This is a genomic window from Streptomyces sp. NPDC007088 (assembly GCF_042869355.1).
Classification (GTDB): domain Bacteria; phylum Actinomycetota; class Actinomycetes; order Streptomycetales; family Streptomycetaceae; genus Streptomyces.
This window is the reverse complement of the sequence record NZ_JBIAFO010000012.1, coordinates 213,258-232,457: the sequence shown is the minus strand read 5'-3', so window position 1 is coordinate 232,457 and position 19,200 is coordinate 213,258. Positions and strand designations below refer to the sequence as shown.

Here is a 19,200-nt window from a genome sequence, read left to right as displayed (position 1 = left end):
CCCGCTCTAACGCCGCGCGGCGGGGTGGGGGGGGGCGGGGGGGGGCCGCCCCGCGGGGGGGCCCCCGCGCGGCCCCCCCCGGCCGGGGGGGGGGCGGCCGGCGGGGGCGGCCCGCGGCGCTCGTCGTGCCCGGGACACGACCGGCCCGGCGGGCCCGGGACCCAGGGGTGGCTCGCTCACCCCTGCTGCGGGGGTGGCTCGCTCACCCCCGCTGCCACCCCAACCGCGGCCCCCCGCACCGCCCTTCGTCACGCGCCGGGAACTGACCCGGCCCGGACCGTTGACGTGTCCACCACCCCTGGCTAGCGTCAAAGAGCGCTCTCCGCGTGTGGGGGAGCCGTCCGGGGAAGCCCGCTGACAGGAAAGAGCCGCCCGCGACCTCCCCGGGGACACACAGGACCACCCGGTTCCGGCGAACCGGTCCACGAGGTGCCCCGACCGCCTCTGCGATCCTTCGTGTCCTAGTCCCGCCCGGAAGCCCCGTGCCCCCGAGGTGACAGATGTGCCGCGCCGAACGGTCCGACGTCCTGACAACGTTGTCCGTCCGTCCGCGCGCACGGCCCGGCCTCGTCCGGGGAGCGGGGGCAGCGAGCCGTACCGGTCACCACCCGCCCCCACACGCGGTGCGCCACCACCCGGACCCCTACCTCGTCCCGGCGACCGCCCGCACCGCGGCCGCCCGGACCGGAGAGTGATGAAGTCCTTCCCCCACGCGATCTCCCGCAGGACCACCCTCGCCGCCGCGACCGCCGCCGGCGGGCTGGTCCTCGCCTTCCTGCCCCTCACCGCGTCCGCCGCGAGCCCGGCGGTGGCCGACACCCGTGGCTCGGCCGCCGCCGAAGGGCTCATGACCATGTACGACGGCGACACCGCGCTGTTCGACGGAAACGGCTGGTGGACCTCGGCCAACGCCGTGACCGCCCTCATCGACCACATGCGGGTGAGCGGGGACTTCGGCTACGAGTCGGTCGTGTCCGAGATCCACGACCGCAACATCGACGCGCAGGGCGGCAACTTCACCAACGAGTACCTGGACGACACCGGGTGGTGGGGGCTGGCCTGGATCGACGCCTACGACCTGACAGGAGACACCAAGTACCTGGACACCGCCCGCGCCGACGCCGACCACATGGCTGAGTACTGGAGTGACCAGTGCGGTGGCGGGGTGCAGTGGAACGAGACGAAGGCGTACAAGAACGCCGTCACCAACGAGCTGTACCTCCAGCTCACCGCGGCCCTGCACAACCGTGTCGAAGGCGACACCCAGTACCTCGACCGGGCCAGGGCGGAGTGGGACTGGTTCAGCGGCAGCGGCATGATCAACGGCTCGAAGATGATCAATGACGGGCTCGGTGACGACTGCGCCAACAACGGGCAGACCACGTGGACCTACAACCAGGGAGTCGTGCTCGGCGGCCTCACCGAACTGGCCGGGGCCACCGGCGACAACGGCTATCTCGACACCGCGAGGGAACTCGCCGACGCCTCCACCGACTCCGGCGACATCACCGCCGACGGGGTGCTGCGTGAACCCGGGGAGGGGGAGTGCGCCGGTGACGGTGCCTCCTTCAAAGGGGCGTACGTGCGCGGACTCGGCGCGCTCAACACGCGGCTGGACGACCACCCGTACACCGGCTGGCTCGACCGCAACGCCGACGCCGCGTACGCCCACGACCGCACCGACCAGGACATCTACGGTTCGCACTGGAACGGCCCGCTGACCTCCTCCAACCACAGCTGCCAGCACAGCGCGCTCGACCTGCTGAACGCGGCCACCCAGAAATAGCCAGGACCGCGGCGCCGCCCCGCCCGCGCGACCGGCGCCGTTGTCCCCCGTACAGGTGGTTGCGGCGTGTGCCGGAACGGGTAGCCCACGGGTATGCACCTGCTCCCCCCGGGTCCGGTTCTGCCCAAGGCCGCGCTTCTCGCGCTGTCGCTGCCACCGCTGACACTCCTGCGGCACGCCCGCGCCCTGCGCCGCGCGGCCCGGACCGCGCCGCCGCCGGGCCCCGGCGCCCCCGTCCCCGGCATCGTGACCGCCGCGCCCGTACCGCCCCCGGGGGCCCGGCCCGCCGCCTCCCCCCAGTCGAGCCTGGAGGCGGCCCGCGTGCGGGCGGAGGCGGAGCTGAGGGACCGGGTCTCCGAGGTGGCCGCCCTGGTCGCCGCGCGCTGCGCGTAGGCAGGGGAGACCGGAACGCGGCGGCGGCCCGTCGAGGGGACGTACCGGTACACACGGTGGGAACCTGGGGTGTCCGCCCACCGCCGCACCAGGGGAGCCGCCGCCGTGCCCTCGTCCCGCCGGGCCCGTGGCCCCGAACCCGTCCCGCCCCCGCCCGGCGGGGTGCTGTGGAGCGTCGCGGGGGACATCCGCTCCCTGCTCCTGCTCCCGGCGGCGCTCACCCTCCAGGTCGCGCACCCGGCGGTCGGCGCGGGTGTGGACGAGTACTCCGTCTTCCGTACCGACCCGTGGGGCCGGGGAGCCCGCTCCCTCGCCTCCGTGCAACTGTGGGTCTACGGCGGGGACGAGGCGTTGGCCGAAGGGCGGCGGCTGCGCCGGCTGCACCGCGAGATCCGCGGCACCGACACCCTCGGCCGCCCTTACCACGCCCTCGCCCCGGATACCTACGCGTGGGTGCACGCCACCGGCTTCCCCGTCTACCAGCACGGCCTGCGCCTCCTGCACCGGCCGCTCACCCCCGCGCAGGAACGGCGGCTGTACGAGGAGTGGCGGCGGGTCGGCCGCGTACTCGGACTGCGTGAGAGCGATCTGCCCCGCACCGTCGAGGAGTTCTGGCCCGCCTTCCACCGCGTGCTCGCCGAGGAGACCGGCCCGAACCAAGTGGTCCACGACCTGCTCTCCGTCGACCTGCCGGTACCCCCGCCCGACCGCGGCCCCCGTCTCCCGCGCCTGGCCCTGCGCGCTCTGTGGCCCCTCCTGCTCCCGCCCCTCCTGCGGCTGCGCCGCTTCCTGACCGTCGGCTACCTGCCGCCCGAGGCCCGTGCGGCGCTCGGCCTGCCGTGGAGCGACCGCCAGGAGCGGCGACTGCGGCGCTTCAGCACCGTGCTGCGCCTGCTCGTCCCCGCCCTGCCCGAGCGACTGCGCTACCTCCCCAGGGCCCGCCGCGCCCGCGCCGCCGCCCGGCGCGGCGGCGCGGTGAGCACCCGACGGTGAGCGAACCCGCCCCGAACTCCCCCCGCTACGCCCCTTCCCTCCCGCCCACCACCCCGGTAACTTGCGCTCCGTAACCCCCGCGTCACACCCGCGTCCGTACCGCACTCCCCCCACGCGCCACCGCGCCGGAACCCTCCCGCGCGTCGTCAACGGGAGGCAACGAGATGCCCGCACGCGCGCACCCCGAGGAACACGTACGGCCCGAGGCGGACGCGGGGTCCAGGAGGGACGGACGACGCGGTGCGCGCCGCGCCAAAGCCCTCCTGCTCGGCGTCGCCCCCCTGGCACTGGCCGTCCCGCTCGTCACCGCCCCTGCGCAGGCCGCGAGCGGACCACCCCGCACCGGGTTCGAACGCGCCGGCGGGGCCCGCTGGACCACCCAGGCCGAGGAAGCCGCCTTCCTCGCCGCCGTCGACCGGGGCAGCGACCGCACCCGGGTCGAGACGGTCGCCACCACGAAAGAGGGCAGGCCCCTCACCCTCGTACGCGTCGGGGAGCGGCGCACCACGCACCACACGGTGCTCCTGGTGTGCAGCCAGCACGGCGACGAGCCCGCCGGACGCGAGGCGTGCCTGAGCACCGTCCGGGACCTCGCCTACGCGCGTGACGCCCGCACCCGCGCCTTCCTCTCCCGTACGACGGTCCTCGTGCTGCCCGACGCCAACCCCGACGGCAACGCGGCCGGCACGCGCGGCAACTCCGAGGGCGTCGACATCAACCGGGACCACCTCGCCCTGAGGACGGCGGAGGCGCGGGCGATGGCCGCGATCCAGCGCGACCGGCGGCCCGACCTCGTCTACGACCTGCACGAGTACGGCGCCACCCCGCCCTCCTACGACAAGGACCTCTTCGACCTCTGGCCGCGCAACCTCAACACCGCGCCCGCCGTGCACCGCGAGGCGCGGGCCCTGTCACAGAGCTATGTCCGCCCCGCCGCCCGCGCGGGCGGCCACTCGATCGGCACCTACGGCATCTGGACCGACCCCGCGACCGGGGACCCGGTCCGGCAGACCGCCGGGGACGGACAGGAACGCATCCTGCGCAACATGAGCGGCGTCAAGCACGCGGTCGGCCTGCTCGTCGAGAGCCGGATCGACGCGCTGTCCGCCGAGGAGAAGGCCGACCCGGCGCTCAACCACCGGCGCAGGGTCGACTCGCAACTCGACGCGCTCGACGGGCTGTTCACTTTCACGGACACGCACCGCGCGGCCGTGGAGAAGGCCACGACGACGGCCCGGCTGAGCGGGCTCCTGGACCGGGGCCCGGTCCACCTCGCCGGCGCCGACAACGAACCCGCCGCACCCGAGGACGTCCTCACCGACCCGCCGTGCGGCTACCGGCTGAGCGCGAGCCAGTACGCGGACGTCCGCGACGAACTGGCCCTGCACGGAGTCGCCGTCCACGCCGACCGCACGGGCGGCGGGGCCCTCGTCCCGCTGCGCCAGTCGCTGCGCGCCCTGATCCCGCTGCTCCTGGACGCCCGCGCGCGCTACCCGCTGACGGCCGCTACCCCGGTCGAACACTGCTGACGCCTTCCGCGCGTCCTCCCGTGCCCTCTCCCGGCCACCGGGCCGGGCACCCCGCACCTCCGAGCGTGTCACCCGGAGGCGGCCGCGACCAGTTCGGCCGCCTCCCGCGCACAGCCCCAGGCCACCGTGACCCCGGCCCCGCCGTGACCGTAGTTGTGCACGACCGGGGTGCCGTCCGCGAGGCGTTGTGCCTCCATGCGCACCCCGCCGGTGCGCCCGGGGCGCAGTCCGACCCGGTGGCCGAGCACCTTCGCGTCCGCTATCTCGGGCCGTACCGCCGCGCAGCCACGCACGATCTCCCGGGCGGTGGCCGGGTCCGGTTCCCGGTTCCCGTCGCCGACCTGAGCGGTCCCGCCGAGGATGAGACCGAAGGGCTGCGGCAGGAAGTACACCGAGAGCGGCCCGCCCGAGGCGACCGCCCCGAACCACGTGTCCACGCCCGGGTTCTCGACGATCACGAGCTGACCGCGCACGGGATGGACGGCGGCATCGGGCACCAGCTCGCGGGCCGCGAGCCCCGCGCAGTCGACGACCACCCGGGCCTGCCGCCCCGCCTCCTCCAGGGCACGCACCTTGCGCGCCAGGAGCCGGCCGCCGTGCGCCAGCAACTCCCCGGCCAGCCACGCCAGATGCGTCGGCATGTCGATGACCGGCAGCCGCGCCCACAGCCCCGGCCCGCCCGCGTACTCCCGCGCGGTGGAGGGCCGCAGACCGGGTACCTCCGCCGCCCACGGACCGAGATCACCGAGCGAGATCCCCGCCTGCACCCCCGCGACGAGCCGGACGCCGGTGCGGTCCGGCTCGCCGGTGAGCCCCCCGTACACCTCCAGCGACTCCAGCGCCCACGCGCCGGCCCGCTCGGCCGGCTCGATGTGGTAAGGCCACCACAGGCCACCCGCCACGGCCGAAGTGGTGGCGAGCGCCGCGTCCGCCGACCACACCTCCACCCGCCGCCCGGCCCGCGCCAGCGTGACGGCCGTGGTCAGACCGATGACACCCCCGCCGACCACCACGACGTCCGGGGCACCGGCCCTGAGTTCGCTGTCCATGTGTTCGACGGTATCGCCCGCGCGAAAGACGGCCGCCCCGGGGCAGCGCACCGCGTCAGCGCTCCGGCCCGTCGGCAGCGGGCCCCGCTCGTCCCCGCCTGTTCGCTCCCCGTACCTCCGACGTCCGCCCCGCGTTGTCGCAGTGAGCCGAACCTTCTCCTCGGCGCCCGCTTCCACCGCCGGGCCCCCGCTGACAGACGAAAGGCATCCCCGTGCGCGTTCCCGTCCCCCCGTCCCTCCGCCGAACGGGCCTCGGCGCCGCCGGAGCGCTGCTGCTCGCCGCCACCGGGCTGAACGGCAGTGCCCAGGCCGCGAGTTACGGCACCCCCACGATCTCGCTCTCCGCCGCGTACCTGTCCGGAGCGGTCGGGGCGAGCGCCGATCCGACGGTGGCGGTCACCGTGTCCCAGAGCGGCGCCGACCCCTCCGCGCTGACCGTGGACGTCTCCAAGAGCAGCAAGACCTCGGTCGTCGGCACCGGCGACGTGAGCGTGACGGGCACCGGCGGCAGCAGGACGCTCGCGGTCACCGCCCACGCCCGGGGCTACACCGACCTGACCGTCAGGGTCAACGGACTCGGCGGGAAGACCGCGACGAAGACCCTGCACTACGCGGCCTCCCCCGCCGTGCAGTACTCCGCCGACGCGCGCTACCTCACCGGGGCGAGCGACGCCTCGGCCGCCGTCGACGTCGGCGGCGGCTACCTGCTGGTCGCCAACGACGAGGACAACACCCTGCGCCTGTACAACGGCTCGGTCTCCGGCGCCCCCGTGAAGACCTGGGACCTGAGCGGCAAGCTCGGCGCCGACAAGGAGGCCGACATCGAGGGCGGCACCCGCGTCGGCGACACCGTCTACTGGACCGGCTCCCTCGGCAACAACAAGGACGGCGCGTACAAGGCCGACCGCAACACCGTCTTCACGACCAAGCTGTCCGGCAGCGGGGCCACCACCTCCCTCACCTTCACCAGCGCCTACCACAAGCTGCGGGACGACCTCGTGGCCTGGGACAAGTCCCACGACGACCGGTACGGTTTCGCGGCCGCCACCGCGAAGGGCAAGGTCCCCAAGTCCGTCGACGGCTTCAACGTCGAGGGCCTGGAGTTCGCGCCCGGCTCGGCCACCACCGCCTACCTCGGCTTCCGCGCCCCGCTGACCCCGGCGGTGACCGGCGGCAAGGCGCTCCTGGTGCCCGTGACCAACCTCGACAAGGTCGTCACCGGCACCAAGGCGGCCTTCGGCACCCCGGTCGAACTCGACCTCGGCGGGCTGTCCGTACGCGACATCCGCAAGAACGCGGCCGACGAGTACCTGATCCTCGCCGGTTCCTGGGCCGCCGACGACAACAGCGACCCCTACGCCCTGTACCGCTGGGACGGCGTCCCCGGCCACGCCCCCGTCAAGGCCCTCGACCTCCCCACGACCGACGCCGGGGGCTGGGAGTCCGTCGTGTCCGTGCCCGCCTCCGCGAGCGCCGGTGCCCGCGTCCAGCTCGTCACCGACGACGGTGACGCGGACCTGTACGGCGACGGCACCCAGGCCAAGGACCTCGACCACCCCGAGTGGCAGAAATCCCGCAGCACATGGTTCACGCTGGGCTGAGGCGGGGGAGCCGGGACGGAGTCCTCCGGCGGAACCGGGGTGCCGGGGCGGAGTCCTCCGGCGGAACCGGGGTGCCGGGCCCGATAAACTCCCACCCCTGATGACTGCGACTCTCGTGACCAAGGACCTCGCCGCCGGGCACGGCGACCGCTCACTCTTCTCCGGGCTCGACCTCGTCGTCGCGCCCGGGGACGTGGTGGGGCTCGTCGGCGCCAACGGGGCCGGCAAGTCGACGCTGCTGCGGCTGCTGGCCGGGATCGGCACCCCCGAGGAGGGCAGCGTGCGGCTCACCCCGCCGGGCGCGAGCGTCGGTTATCTGCCGCAGGAACCCGAACGCAGGCCGGGGGAGAGCGTCGGCGCCTTCCTCGCCCGCCGTACCGGCGTCACCGCCGCGCAGCGGGCCCTGGACGAGGCGACCGCCGCGCTGGTCGAGGAGCGCGCCGGGGCCGACGACGCGTACGCCGAGGCCCTGGAGCGCTGGCTCGCCCTGGGCGCCGCCGACCTGGACGAACGCGCCGAGGCGGTAGCCGCCGACCTCGGCCTCACCACCGGGCTCGACCTCCCGATGACCGCCCTGTCCGGCGGCCAGGCCGCCCGCGCCTCCCTCGCCTCGCTGCTGCTCTCCCGCTACGACGTGTTCCTGCTGGACGAGCCGACCAACGACCTCGACCTCGCCGGCCTCGCCCGGCTGGAGGAGTTCGTCACCTCGCTGCGCGCCGGCACCGTCCTGGTCAGCCACGACCGCGAGTTCCTGTCCCGCACCGCGACCGACATCCTCGAACTCGACCTCGCCCAGCAGCAGGTACGGCTCTACGGCGGCGGCTACGAGGCGTACCTGGAGGAGCGCGCCGTCGCCCGCAGGCACGCCCGCGAGGAGTACGAGGAGTACGCGGGCAAGCGCACCGCCCTTCAGGAACGCGCCCAGACGCAGCGCGGATGGATGGAGCACGGGGTACGCAACGCGCGCCGCAAGGCCACCGACAACGACAAGATCGGCCGCAAACTGCGCGCCGAGTCCACCGAGAAGCAGGCCGCCAAGGCCCGGCAGACGCAGCGCATGATCGAGCGCATGGAGGTCGTCGAGGAACCCCGTAAGGAGTGGGAGCTGCGCATGGAGATCGCCGCCGCCCCGCGCTCCGGCGCGGTCGTCGCGACCCTGCGGGACGCCGAGGTGCGGCGCGGCGACTTCGCCTTCGGCCCGGTGAGCCTCCAGATCGACTGGGGCGACCGGGTCGCCGTCACCGGGGACAACGGCTCGGGCAAGTCGACCCTGCTCGCCGCGCTCCTCGGCAGGCTGCCGCTCGACGCGGGGGAGTCCGCCCTCGGCTCCGGCGTCCTGATCGGCGAAGTCGACCAGGCCCGCGCCCTGTTCGACGGCGAGAGCCCCCTCATGGACGCCTTCCGCGCGGCCGTACCCGATCTCGAACCGGCCGAAGTGCGCACCCTGCTGGCGAAGTTCGGTCTCAAGGCCGATCAGGTACTGCGCCCCACGCGCACCCTCTCACCCGGCGAACGCACCCGCGCCGCCCTCGCCCTCCTCCAGGGACGCGGAGTGAACCTCCTCGTCCTGGACGAGCCCACCAACCACCTCGACCTGCCCGCCATCGAGCAGTTGGAGTCCGCCCTCGACTCCTACGAGGGCACCCTGCTGCTGGTGACACACGACCGCCGGATGCTGGAAGCGGTCCGCACGACGCGTCGCTTCGAGGTCGCGGCGGGTCGCGTCGGCGAACGCTGAGGCGCGAAGGGCCCCGCCGCGCGGGGCGACTGGCGGGGCCGGAGGCCACGTGCTGCTCCGTGCCCGGTACGGCTCACGGCACGCGCGCGACCACGGCGTAGATCCCGCCGAGGCCGGGCTCCGGGCGGGCCGTGTCGCGGTACCAGGACGTGGTCTCCACGAGGCCGGGCGCCACCGGCTCCAGTCCCTCGTGGAAGCGCGCCACCTCGGCACGGTCGCGGAAGGCGAGCCGGATGCCCCCGCGCGCGTAACCCTCTCGAACCTCCGCCGCCTTGTCCGGGTAGATGTCCGAGGCGGCGTGCGACAGCACGAGGTAACTCCCGGAGGGCAGTGCCCGGGTGAGGGCGGCGACGATGTCGTGCGGTTTCACCTCGTCCGGGAGGAAGTGCAGCAGTGCGATCAGCGAGAGCGCCACGGGCCGGGTGAAATCGAGGAGTTCGCGGCACTCGCGCAGGATCGTGGCGGGCTCGCGTACGTCCGCCTGGAGGTAGTGCGTCGCCCCTTCCGGGCTGCTGACGAGCAGCGCCTCGGCGTGCGCGAGGACGATCGGGTCGTTGTCGGCGTAGACGATCCGGGCGGCGGGGTTCACGGACTGGACGATCTGGTGCAGGTTGGGTTCGGTCGGTATCCCGGTGCCGATGTCCAGGAACTGGTCGACGCCCTCCCCGGCCAGCCACCGCACGGCCCGCGCCATGAACTCCCGGTTCTCCCGCGCTCCCTGGGCGCCGGCCTCCGGAAGGCTCGCGGCGACCCGCTGGTCGACCGGGTAGTGGTCCTTGCCGCCGAGCAGGCAGTCGTAGACCCGGGCCGGGTGCGGGGCGGTGGTGTCGATGTCGACGCCGCCGACACGGATGGTCGTCATACCGCCTCCCCGCGCACGCGCGCGACACCGGCGTACAGACCGCTCGGCTCCGGCACGAACTCCTCGGTCTCCGGGTGCCATTCGCTCGCCGTGACCAGGCCGGGCGGTACGAGGTCGAGACCGTCGAAGAAACGGGCCACCTCGGGCCGTCCGCGCAGGGCCATCTCGATCCCGGCCGCGCGGTAGTCGGCGGCCGACTTCTCCAGGGCCTCGGGGAAGAGGTCGTAGGCCGAGTGGGTGAGGACGAGGTGGCTGCCCGGGGGCAGCGCGGCCACGAGCCGGCGGACGATCCCGTAGGCGTCCTGGCTGTCGGGCAGGAAGTGGAGCAGCGCGATGAGGGAGAGCGCCACCGGCCGCGTGAGATCGAGGTGCTTCCCGGCGCGCGCGAGGAGTTCCTCCGGCTCGCGCACGTCCGCGGGCAGGTAGTGGGTCTCCCCCTCGGGGCTGCTGACGAGCAGCGCCTCGGCGTGCGCGAGGACGATCGGGTCGTTGTCGGCGTAGACGATCCGGGCGGCCGGGTTCACGGACTGGACGACCTGATGCAGGTTGGGTTCGGTCGGTATCCCGGTGCCGATGTCCAGGAACTGGTCAACGCCCTGGCGGGCGAGCCACTTGACGGCCCGGTGCATGAACGCCCGGTTCTGCCGCGCCCCTTGCACGGCACCCGGCGGCAGCGCCTCGGCCACCGCCTGGTCCACGGGGTAGTGGTCCTTGCCGCCGAGCAACCAGTCGTAGACCCGCGCCGGATGCGCCGCGCTCGTGTCGACCGCGAACCGCCGCCCCGCGTCCGCTTCTCGTGCCGCCACCTCGTCCGTCATACGCACTCCCTCGTCTCGCGCGTCCTGAGCCGTCCCGCCCCGCGGCGGGCGCTCGGTCCTGCCCGCATTATGCGTGAAAGGCGGTGGGCGTGGCGTGAGTTGTGACCGGTGGGGGCGTGGCCGCCTCCCAGGGTGAGGGCCGCCCCGCACGCGCACCGGACGCGCGCGGGGCGGCCCCGGCCCTTCGGATCAACGTGGACGGCGCCCGCGTGACTCGCGCTCGCCGCCGGTCAGCCCCGCGCGGCGCAGGGCGTCCGCCATCGCGCTGTTCGCGGGCGCCGACGCCGGGGCCGGACGGCCACCGCCGTTGCCGCCACCGCCACCACCGCGCGGCTGCCGCTGCTGCGGAGTGCGCTCCCCGCCGCCCTTACGGCCCCGGTCGCCACCGCCGCGCCGCTCGCGCGCACCACCGCCGCGACCCGGCTCGCCTCCGGCGGCGGCCTCGTCGTCCAGCCGCAGGGTCAGGGAGACGCGCTTGCGCGGGATGTCCACCTCCATGACCTTGACCTTCACGATGTCCCCGGGCTTCACGACCTCGCGCGGGTCCTTGACGAAGGTGCGGGACATCGCCGAGACGTGCACCAGTCCGTCCTGGTGCACCCCGACGTCCACGAAGGCGCCGAAGGCGGCCACGTTGGTGACCACGCCCTCCAGCACCATGCCCGGCTCCAGGTCGGACAGCTTCTCGACGCCCTCCTTGAAGGTCGCCGTACGGAAGGCGGGGCGCGGGTCGCGTCCCGGCTTCTCCAGTTCGCGCAGGATGTCGGTGACCGTCGGCAGGCCGAAGGTGTCGTCCACGTAGTCCGCCGGACGCAGCGTGCGCAGCGTCCGCGTGTCGCCGATGAGCGAGGCGACCCCGCCGCCCGTGGCCTTCACCATCCGGCGTACCACCGGGTACGCCTCGGGGTGCACGCTCGACGCGTCGAGCGGGTCCTCCCCGTCCCGGATGCGCAGGAAGCCCGCGCACTGCTCGTACGCCTTCGGGCCGAGCCGGGCGACCGCCTTGAGGTCCTTGCGGGAGCGGAAGGGGCCGTTGCCGTCCCGGTGCCCGACGATGTTCTCCGCGAGGGTCGCGCTGATGCCCGACACCCGGGCGAGCAGCGGCGCCGAAGCCGTGTTGACGTCCACCCCGACGCCGTTCACGCAGTCCTCGACGACGGCGTCCAGCGAACGGGACAGCTTCACCTCGGACAGGTCGTGCTGGTACTGACCGACCCCGATCGACTTGGGGTCGATCTTGACGAGTTCGGCCAGCGGGTCCTGGAGCCGGCGGGCGATGGACACCGCGCCGCGCAGCGACACGTCCAGCTCCGGCAGCTCCTGCGAGGCGAAGGCCGAGGCCGAGTACACCGAGGCGCCCGCCTCGGAGACCATGACCTTCGTGAGGTTCAGCTCCGGGTGCCTCGCGATGAGTTCACCCGCGAGCTTGTCGGTCTCCCGGGAGGCCGTGCCGTTGCCGATCGCGATCAGTTCGACGGAGTGCTGCCGCGCGAGCCGCGCGAGACTCGTGAGGGCCTCGTCCCAGCGGTTGCGGGGGGCGTGCGGATAGATCGTGTCGGTCGCGACGACCTTGCCGGTCGCGTCGACCACGGCGACCTTCACCCCGGTGCGCAGCCCCGGGTCCAGGCCGAGCGTCGCCCGCGTACCGGCGGGGGCGGCGAGCAGGAGGTCACGCAGGTTCGCGGCGAACACCGCGACCGCGTCGTCCTCGGCGGAGGTGCGCAGCCGCAATCGCAGATCGATCCCGAGGTGGACGAGGATGCGGGTGCGCCAGGCCCAGCGCACCGTCTCCCGCAGCCACTTGTCGGCGGGCCGGCCCCGGTCCGCGACGCCGAAGCGCTGCGCGACGATCCCCTCGAAGGAGGAGGGCACGCCCGGCTCGGCCGGAGCCTCCTCGGGCTCCAGCACCAGATCGAGGACCTCCTCCTTCTCCCCGCGCAGCATGGCGAGCACGCGGTGTGAGGGAAGGGCGGAGAAGGGCTCGGTGAAGTCGAAGTAGTCGGCGAACTTGGCGCCCGCCTCCTCCTTGCCCTCCCGGACCTTCGCGACGAGCCGGCCCCGCGTCCACATGCGTTCGCGCAACTCGCCGATCAGGTCGGGGTCCTCCGCGAAGCGCTCCGACAGGATCGCGCGGGCCCCGTCGAGAGCGGCCTGCGCGTCCGCGACGCCCTTGCCGGCGTCGACGAAGGCGGCGGCAGCGGCCGAGGGCTCGCGTGAGGGGTCGGTGAGCAGCCCCTCGGCCAGCGGTTCGAGGCCCGCCTCGCGGGCGATCTGCGCCTTCGTGCGCCGCTTCGGCTTGAAGGGCAGGTAGACGTCCTCCAGCCGGGCCTTCGTGTCGGCCGCGAGGACGCGGGCCTCGACCTCCTCGGTCAGCTTGCCCTGCTCGCGCACGGATTCGAGGACGGCGCCGCGCCGCTCCTCCAGCTCCCGCAGATAGCGGAGCCGCTCCTCCAGCGTCCGCAGCTGGGCGTCGTCCAGCATCTCGGTCGCTTCCTTGCGGTAGCGCGCGATGAAGGGCACGGTCGAACCGCCGTCCAGCAGTTCGACCGCGGACCTCACCTGCCGCTCCCGTACGCCGAGTTCCTCGGCAATGCGTCCTTCGATGGACCCTGTGCGGGGTGTTGTCACGTTCCCGTACCGCCTTAACTCTGAGCTTGCGGCCCATTCTGGCAGGCGGCGCGGCGGCGCGGGGATCAGGCTCGATGGGCTGCTCAGGCGCGCCGAGTGGACTGGGAGGCCCCGCCGAACAGGCGGGCCACGGCGCGGAACGGCAGCGTCACGACGGTCGCGAGCGCGCCGCCGATCTGGCGGAGGACGTCGGCGATGGCGCGGAACATGAGGGCATCCCTTCCTCGGGGACAGTACGGACGAGCGGGCGGCGCACCGGTGCGGCGCCGCCTCCGGACGGAGGCGCAGCCTCCGTGAATCCGGTGCTCAGCGCGTTGCCGCTGCGCCCGCCCGCAAACCCGCGTCCGCGCGCCCCCACCCGAACGGGTCAACGGCCGCGGTCAGCCCTTGCCGAAGACGCCGTCGGGGAACGCCCCGCCCGCCAGGGCCGTGCCGGTGAAGCCCTTCGCCAGCTCCGTCAGCCGCTCCACGTCCGCCGCGCCCAGGTGCTCGTACGGCGCGGTGTCCAGCCGGTCCGTCTCCTCCTCGATCTCCACGCGCTGCGCCTGTCCCGCCTCGGTCAGCTCGCCCGCGGCGTCGAGCAGCCCGCGCCCGCGCAGCCGCTCCTGAGCCGCCTCCCAGTCGGCGCGGTGCCAGCCCCGGCTCGCGATGACGAACCGCGGGACCATGCCCTTGCCGGTCGCGGTGTGCGTCACGAGCGCCTCCACCGGGTCGAGCCCCGCGCGCAGCAGGACCTGCACGTGGCCGTCGCCCCGGTGCTCCCGCAGCAGCGTCGCCGCGTGCCAGTACGCGAGGTGCGGCTCGGCCGGCACCGGGAGGTCGGCGTGCGCGGCGTACAGCGGCCGGGCCTCGGGCCGGCAGGCCTCGGCGGCCCGCAGCGCGAGCCGCGCCGCCTCCGCCATCTCCGGGGACTCGACGGCCTCGTCGCCGAGCAGCCTCCGCAGGGTCAGGTCCACGACCTTGAGCCGGGCCTGGAGGACGGTCCCGGGGAACACCGTTCCCCACACGGCGGGCACGTGCTCGGCCACCAGCCGGGGCGAGAAGTTGTAGAAGGTGGCGGTCACGGCACCCGCCCCGACCTGTCCCATCGCGGCGGCACGGGTCGCGAAGTACACGGCGGAGCGGTCCTTGAGGCCCAGTTCCCCCATGACCTCCCCGAGGTCCGGCGAGAAGTAGTGCAGGGAGTGCAGGGGATTGATCACGTTGTGGCAGCGGCGGGCGGCGCGCGGGGGGAGCTTCGTCATACCGGCACGTTACCTACTGGTAGGTATGAGGTGAAGAGGCGGGCCGGACAGGGACGGCCGGTCCCCCGGTCGGCGGGAGGGGCCGCGACCGCTCACCGCCCCAGCGGTACCCCGCCCGCCCCCGGCTTCCAGCGGAACCCGGGAGCGCGCCGTTCCAGGAACGCGGCGGCCCCCTCCGCCGTCTCCCCGGACAGCCGGGCCTGCTCCGTCCAGTACGCCTCCCGGGCCCGCCCTCGCTCGTCCGGGGCGTCCGCGCCGGCCAGGAACTCCTTCGCCGCCGACTGCGTCAGCGCCGAGCGCTCGGTGAGCAGCGTCGCGAAGGCCGCCACCTCCGGCTCGAAGCGGTCCGCCGGCAGCAGCTCGTCCACCAGGCCGGTGCGCAGCGCCCGCTCCGCGTCGATCAGCGCCGCGCTGTACAGGAGGTACTTGGCGGTCGCCGCACCGGCGAGGGAGGCCAGCCGCCGGGTTGAGGAGGCCGGGTACACGATGCCGAGCCGCGCGGGCGTCACCCCGAACACGGCGTCCTCGTGGGCGAAGCGCAGATCGCAGGCAGCGGCGAGCTGGCAGCCGCCGCCCACGCAGTGCCCGCGGACCGCCGCGAGCGTCGGGCGGGGGAAGGCGGCGAGTGCCTCCTCGGCACGGACCGACAGGTCCTGGGCCGGTGCCCCCGCCGCGAGTGAGGCGATGTCGGCGCCCGCGCAGAAGGTGGCCCCCTCCCCGCGCAGCACCAGGACGCGCACGCCGGGATCGGCGGCCAGCCGGTCCAGCAGGGGCGGCAGCGCGCGCCACATGTCCGGCGTCATCGCGTTCCGCTTCGCCGGATTGCTCAGGACGACCGAGACCAGCGCCCCGTCCCGCACACACCGCACCTCGGGTTCCATGACGGGGATGCTAACGCCCGGGGCACGGGGCGACCTGCCCGGCCGCCGGACCCGTCCCCTCCCCGAGGGGCGGTGGCTGACGCGGCCAAGTGGGCGGGAAAGGAGGCAGACCGGTCCTCTTCTGCCCGCAATCGCCTTTCTCCGGTCGAGTTCCGTCGATACCCGCTGACTTCTGGTCAGTAGCCAGGTCCCCGCCCGCGCCCTGCCGAAGACTCCTCCCGTGGTGACAACCGAGCGTGAGGACGACGATCCCGGCATGGGACACAGCGCGAGCGACGGGAAGGGGGCGGCCGCCGGGCCGCGCGTACGACCGCTGCCGCACGAGGGCGTCTGGAGATTCACGGCACCGGCCGTCGACGCCTCCGTACCGCAGGCCCGGCACGCGGTCAGGGATCTGCTGGAGCGGCAGGGCGTACCGGTTGCGCCGGACGTCGCCCATGGACTGCTGGTGATCGTCTCGGAGCTGGTCACGAACGCCGTACGGCACGCGGCGCTGCTCTCGCCCGTCCTCGCGGTCGAGGTCGCGGCAGGACCCGAGTGGATCACCGTGTCGGTCGAGGACGACCACCCCTACCGGCCCACCGCCCTGGAGGCCGACGCGGCGCAGACCGGCGGGCGCGGGCTGCTGCTGGTACGGGAGATCGCCCGCGAGGAGGGCGGGGCCTGCGACGTGGAGCACACCGCGAGCGGCGGAAAGATCATCTGGGCGGCCCTGCCGCTGACCACACGCGCGCTGTGACGCACGCGCGCCGGGACACACCCGTGCCGGGAGCGCGGGACGCGGCCGGGAAGCCGCGTACCGGCCGGGCCGCCCCGGCGCTCACCAGCCCGCGGCGTCGCCCGTCAGTTCGCGTACGGCCGGCCGGGCCGCGTCCAGCACGGTCATGAACCACGCGGAGAACGGCTCCCGCTCGTGCCGCTCCTTCAGCTCCTGGGCGGAGACGAAGGCCGTGTCCCCGACCTCCTCCGGGTCCGGCCGCAGCGGGCCGGGGACCAGGCCCACGAACAGGTGGTTGAACTCCTGCTCCACGAGGCCCGAGGCCGGGTCCGGGTGGTTGTAGCGCACCGTGCCCGCCTCGGCCAGCAGCGAGGGGGAGGCCCCCAGCTCCTCGAAGGTGCGCCGGGCCGCCGCCGCGAACGGGGCCTCGCCCGGGTAGGGGTGCCCGCAGCAGGTGTTGGACCAGACGCCGGGGGAGTGGTACTTGCCGAGCGCCCGCTGCTGGATGAGCAGCCGGCCGCGCTCGTCGAAGAGGAAGACCGAGAAGGCGCGGTGCAACTGGCCGGGCGGCTGGTGGGCGGCGAGTTTCTCCGCCGTCCCGATGGTCGTACCACTCTCGTCGACCAGCTCCAGCAGGATCGCTTCGGTGGACGAGGGGGACGAGCTGTCGGCCGCGGTGGCTGATGAGATCGGCATACGCATCCTTCGCTTCGGGCTTGGCCCCAAGTCTGCCGTACGCGGCGCCCGCCCCTCGCAACCGGCCGTCGCGCGCCCCCGGGCTCCCGGCCACGATCCGTCCCGGGGCCGGGAGCGGACGAGCCCTACCCGCACCGCCCCGTCTCGTGCTCCGCGTGACCGCGCGGCTCCAGCTGGAAGGTGCAGTGCTCGACGTCGAAGTGATGCCCCAGGCAGCCCTGCAACTCGTGCAGCATCTTCTCGTGGCCGATCGAGCTGAGCGCCTCGACACTCACGACCACGTGCGCCGAGAGCACCGGCATCCCCGAGGTGATGGTCCACGCGTGCAGGTCGTGCACCTCCTCGACCCCGGGCAGGGCGAGGAGGTGTTCGCGCACCTCGGCCATGTCCACGCCCTTGGGTGCCGTCTCCAGCAGCACGTTGACGGTGTCCCGCAGCAGCCGCCAGGTTCGCGGCACGATCATCAGACCGATCAGCAGCGAGGCGATCGTGTCGGCGTAGGGCCACCCCGTCGACCACACCAGGAGCGCCGAGACGATCACCGCGAGCGAGCCCAGCGCGTCGGCCGCCACCTCCAGGAAGGCGCCGCGCACGTTGAGGCTCTCCTCCTGGCCGCGCAGCAGCAGCCCCAGCGACACGCAGTTCGCGAGCAGGCCGATCGCGCCGATCAGCAGGGCGAGCGGCCCCTCGGTGTGCTCGGGGCTGACGAACCGCCCCACCGCCTCGAAGACGACGTAGCCGCCGACCCCGAGCAGCAGCAGACAGTTCGCGAGGGCGGCCAGGATCTCCGCGCGGGCGTAGCCGAAGGTCGCCCTGTCGCTCGCCGGCCTGGCGGCCACGTGGATCGCGAGCAGCGCCATCCCCAGGCCCAGCGCGTCGGTCGCCATGTGCGCGGCGTCCGCGACCAGCGCGAGCGAACGGGACAGCACGCCCCCGACGACCTCGACGACCGTCACCAGGAGCGTGATGCACAGAGCGGCCCGCAACCGGCCCCGGTAGCCCGAGGTGACCGTGCCCGGCGCGGGCGCGTGCGTCTGCCCGTGATCGTGCCCAGCCCCCATCGGACCGTCCTTTCGCCTTCGCGTGCCGACGGCGGCCGGACCCGGCCGCCGCTGCCAGTGAACTACCGGCCGGGGGTATCGGGCAACACGGGGCTGAACACCGTTGTCATGTGCCCTGACCTGCGGTGACGACCGCAGGTCAGGGCACCCTTGGTCAGCGCTCCCCGGTGGCCGGGCACAGCCCCCGGCGCGCGCCTGCGCTACGCCCCGGCCTCCTGCGGACGGTGCAGCCGCCAGCCCTCCCAGGCGGAGGCCACCATGTCGCGCACCTCGTGCCGCGCGCGCCAGCCCAGCGCCTCGGCGGCCCGCTCGGCGGAGGCCACCGCGCGCGGCGCGTCCCCGGGCCGGCGCGGTTCCACGAGGGCGGGCCGCCCGTCCCCGGTCACCTCGGCGATGAGCGTCACCAGTTCCCGTACCGAGACGCCCCGGCCGGTGCCGATGTTCACCGTCAGGTCACAGGCCCGCGGTGCCTCCTCCAGGTACCTGGCCGCCGCGAGATGCGCCTCGGCGAGGTCCACGACGTGCACGTAGTCGCGTACACAGGTGCCGTCCGGCGTCGGGTAGTCGTCGCCGAAAATGCGTGGGGCCTCACCCGCGGTGAGCCGCTCGAAGACCATGGGGATCACGTTGAAGACCCCCGTGTCCGCCAGCTCCGGCGCCGCCGCCCCCGCCACGTTGAAGTACCGCAGGCACACCGTGGCGATGCCGTGCGCCTGCCCGGCCGCCCGCACCAGCCACTCGCCCGCGAGCTTGGTCTCCCCGTACGGGGACACCGGCACGCAGGGCGTGTCCTCCGTGACGAACTCCACGTCCGGCGGGTTGCCGTACACGGCGGCCGAGGAGGAGAAGACGAACTTCCGCACCCCCGCCTCGGCGACCGCCTCCAGCAGCACCGTCAGCCCGTACAGGTTCTCCCGGTAGTAGTGGAGCGGGCGCTCCACCGACTCCCCGACCTGCTTGCGGGCCGCGAGGTGCACGACCCCGCTCACCCCGTACCGCGCGAAGACCTCCCGCAGCAGCGCGCCGTCGAGCGAGGAGCCCCGTACCAGGGGGATGTCCCCCGGCAGCCGCGCGTCCACCCCCGTGCTTCCGTCGTCGAGCACCACGACGCGTTCCCCGGCCTCAGCCATGGAACGCGCCACGTGTGCGCCGATATATCCCGCTCCGCCTGTGATCAGCCATGTCATGGCCGCCCACCCTATG

16 protein-coding genes and 1 pseudogene are annotated in these 19,200 nt (G+C 74.1%); 7 read left to right on the top strand and 10 right to left on the bottom strand.

The annotated features are described in order from the left end of the window. Window positions 1–742: 742 nt before the first annotated feature. The 4 genes and pseudogenes from ACFYMP_RS20990 to ACFYMP_RS20975 all read left to right on the top strand — a co-directional run. Window positions 743–1,786 (top strand): annotated as a pseudogene (locus ACFYMP_RS20990) (glycoside hydrolase family 76 protein); the annotation flags it as partial. 93 nt (window positions 1,787–1,879) lie between these two features. Then, window positions 1,880–2,179: a hypothetical protein gene (locus ACFYMP_RS20985; RefSeq protein ID WP_388859593.1), complete on the top strand. Its 300-nt coding sequence runs from the start codon at window positions 1,880–1,882 to the stop codon at window positions 2,177–2,179. 105 nt (window positions 2,180–2,284) lie between these two features. After that, a complete protein-coding gene (locus tag ACFYMP_RS20980) occupies window positions 2,285–3,172 on the top strand; it encodes an oxygenase MpaB family protein (RefSeq protein WP_388859590.1) in 888 nt (295 codons plus the stop codon). Between the two features lie 164 nt (window positions 3,173–3,336). Continuing rightward, complete coding sequence (locus ACFYMP_RS20975; RefSeq protein ID WP_388859587.1) at window positions 3,337–4,701, top strand: M14 family metallocarboxypeptidase; 1,365 nt, start codon at window positions 3,337–3,339, stop codon at window positions 4,699–4,701. Between the two features lie 68 nt (window positions 4,702–4,769). On the opposite strand, the gene ACFYMP_RS20970 is transcribed toward ACFYMP_RS20975, so the two are convergent. Further along, entirely contained in the window at window positions 4,770–5,927 is a 1,158-nt protein-coding gene (locus ACFYMP_RS20970) for an FAD-dependent oxidoreductase (protein WP_388859584.1), read from the bottom strand. A 35-nt stretch (window positions 5,928–5,962) separates the two neighbouring features. Here ACFYMP_RS20970 and ACFYMP_RS20965 point away from each other — a divergent pair, with 35 nt between their 5' ends. Continuing rightward, window positions 5,963–7,351: a DUF3616 domain-containing protein gene (locus tag ACFYMP_RS20965; protein WP_388859581.1), complete on the top strand. Its 1,389-nt coding sequence runs from the start codon at window positions 5,963–5,965 to the stop codon at window positions 7,349–7,351. A 100-nt stretch (window positions 7,352–7,451) separates the two neighbouring features. Beyond that, the gene (locus tag ACFYMP_RS20960) at window positions 7,452–9,089 is read left to right on the top strand and encodes an ABC-F family ATP-binding cassette domain-containing protein (RefSeq protein WP_388859578.1); all 1,638 of its coding nucleotides are present in this window, start codon (window positions 7,452–7,454) and stop codon (window positions 9,087–9,089) included. Window positions 9,090–9,162: 73 nt separating this feature from the next. Here ACFYMP_RS20960 and ACFYMP_RS20955 read toward each other — a convergent pair whose 3' ends face one another. From ACFYMP_RS20955 to ACFYMP_RS20930, 6 genes are all read right to left on the bottom strand, one after another. Continuing rightward, on the bottom strand, window positions 9,163–9,951 hold the full coding sequence (locus ACFYMP_RS20955) for an SAM-dependent methyltransferase (RefSeq protein ID WP_388859575.1): 789 nt from the start codon (window positions 9,949–9,951) through the stop codon (window positions 9,163–9,165). After that, window positions 9,948–10,769 (bottom strand): SAM-dependent methyltransferase, encoded by an 822-nt coding sequence (locus ACFYMP_RS20950; RefSeq protein ID WP_388859572.1) that lies wholly within the window; start codon window positions 10,767–10,769, stop codon window positions 9,948–9,950. Before ACFYMP_RS20950 ends, ACFYMP_RS20955 begins: the two co-directional genes overlap by 4 nt. Before the next feature lie 189 nt (window positions 10,770–10,958). Beyond that, the gene (locus tag ACFYMP_RS20945; protein WP_388859569.1) at window positions 10,959–13,397 is read right to left on the bottom strand and encodes a Tex family protein; all 2,439 of its coding nucleotides are present in this window, start codon (window positions 13,395–13,397) and stop codon (window positions 10,959–10,961) included. A gap of 83 nt (window positions 13,398–13,480) precedes the next feature. After that, on the bottom strand, window positions 13,481–13,606 hold the full coding sequence (locus ACFYMP_RS20940; protein WP_388859566.1) for an LPFR motif small protein: 126 nt from the start codon (window positions 13,604–13,606) through the stop codon (window positions 13,481–13,483). 171 nt (window positions 13,607–13,777) lie between these two features. Next, window positions 13,778–14,641 (bottom strand): hypothetical protein, encoded by an 864-nt coding sequence (locus ACFYMP_RS20935; RefSeq protein ID WP_388859564.1) that lies wholly within the window; start codon window positions 14,639–14,641, stop codon window positions 13,778–13,780. Between the two features lie 92 nt (window positions 14,642–14,733). Then, entirely contained in the window at window positions 14,734–15,522 is a 789-nt protein-coding gene (locus ACFYMP_RS20930; protein ID WP_388859561.1) for an enoyl-CoA hydratase/isomerase family protein, read from the bottom strand. A 256-nt stretch (window positions 15,523–15,778) separates the two neighbouring features. Here ACFYMP_RS20930 and ACFYMP_RS20925 point away from each other — a divergent pair, with 256 nt between their 5' ends. Next, the gene (locus tag ACFYMP_RS20925) at window positions 15,779–16,261 is read left to right on the top strand and encodes an ATP-binding protein (RefSeq protein ID WP_388859682.1); all 483 of its coding nucleotides are present in this window, start codon (window positions 15,779–15,781) and stop codon (window positions 16,259–16,261) included. A gap of 81 nt (window positions 16,262–16,342) precedes the next feature. On the opposite strand, the gene idi is transcribed toward ACFYMP_RS20925, so the two are convergent. The 3 genes from idi to galE form a co-directional block, all read right to left on the bottom strand. Next, window positions 16,343–16,936 (bottom strand): isopentenyl-diphosphate Delta-isomerase, encoded by a 594-nt coding sequence (gene idi / locus ACFYMP_RS20920; RefSeq protein WP_388859558.1) that lies wholly within the window; start codon window positions 16,934–16,936, stop codon window positions 16,343–16,345. Window positions 16,937–17,061: 125 nt separating this feature from the next. Then, window positions 17,062–17,997 (bottom strand): cation diffusion facilitator family transporter, encoded by a 936-nt coding sequence (locus ACFYMP_RS20915; protein ID WP_388859555.1) that lies wholly within the window; start codon window positions 17,995–17,997, stop codon window positions 17,062–17,064. Between the two features lie 200 nt (window positions 17,998–18,197). Next, complete coding sequence (galE, locus tag ACFYMP_RS20910) at window positions 18,198–19,184, bottom strand: UDP-glucose 4-epimerase GalE (protein WP_388859552.1); 987 nt, start codon at window positions 19,182–19,184, stop codon at window positions 18,198–18,200. Window positions 19,185–19,200 lie beyond the last annotated feature (16 nt).

What these genes read in the sequence shown, in the direction of transcription:
- ACFYMP_RS20985 (WP_388859593.1), top strand. Translation starts at nt 1,880, where the DNA reads ATGCACCTGCTCCCCCCGGGTCCGGTTCTGCCCAAGGCCGCGCTTCTC.
- ACFYMP_RS20975 (WP_388859587.1), top strand. Translation starts at nt 3,337, where the DNA reads ATGCCCGCACGCGCGCACCCCGAGGAACACGTACGGCCCGAGGCGGAC.
- ACFYMP_RS20960 (WP_388859578.1), top strand. Translation starts at nt 7,452, where the DNA reads ATGACTGCGACTCTCGTGACCAAGGACCTCGCCGCCGGGCACGGCGAC.
- ACFYMP_RS20955 (WP_388859575.1), bottom strand. Translation starts at nt 9,951, where the DNA reads ATGACGACCATCCGTGTCGGCGGCGTCGACATCGACACCACCGCCCCG.
- ACFYMP_RS20950 (WP_388859572.1), bottom strand. Translation starts at nt 10,769, where the DNA reads ATGACGGACGAGGTGGCGGCACGAGAAGCGGACGCGGGGCGGCGGTTC.
- ACFYMP_RS20940 (WP_388859566.1), bottom strand. Translation starts at nt 13,606, where the DNA reads ATGTTCCGCGCCATCGCCGACGTCCTCCGCCAGATCGGCGGCGCGCTC.
- ACFYMP_RS20935 (WP_388859564.1), bottom strand. Translation starts at nt 14,641, where the DNA reads ATGACGAAGCTCCCCCCGCGCGCCGCCCGCCGCTGCCACAACGTGATC.
- ACFYMP_RS20930 (WP_388859561.1), bottom strand. Translation starts at nt 15,522, where the DNA reads ATGGAACCCGAGGTGCGGTGTGTGCGGGACGGGGCGCTGGTCTCGGTC.
- ACFYMP_RS20925 (WP_388859682.1), top strand. Translation starts at nt 15,779, where the DNA reads ATGGGACACAGCGCGAGCGACGGGAAGGGGGCGGCCGCCGGGCCGCGC.
- idi (WP_388859558.1), bottom strand. Translation starts at nt 16,936, where the DNA reads ATGCCGATCTCATCAGCCACCGCGGCCGACAGCTCGTCCCCCTCGTCC.
- ACFYMP_RS20915 (WP_388859555.1), bottom strand. Translation starts at nt 17,997, where the DNA reads ATGGGGGCTGGGCACGATCACGGGCAGACGCACGCGCCCGCGCCGGGC.
- galE (WP_388859552.1), bottom strand. Translation starts at nt 19,184, where the DNA reads ATGACATGGCTGATCACAGGCGGAGCGGGATATATCGGCGCACACGTG.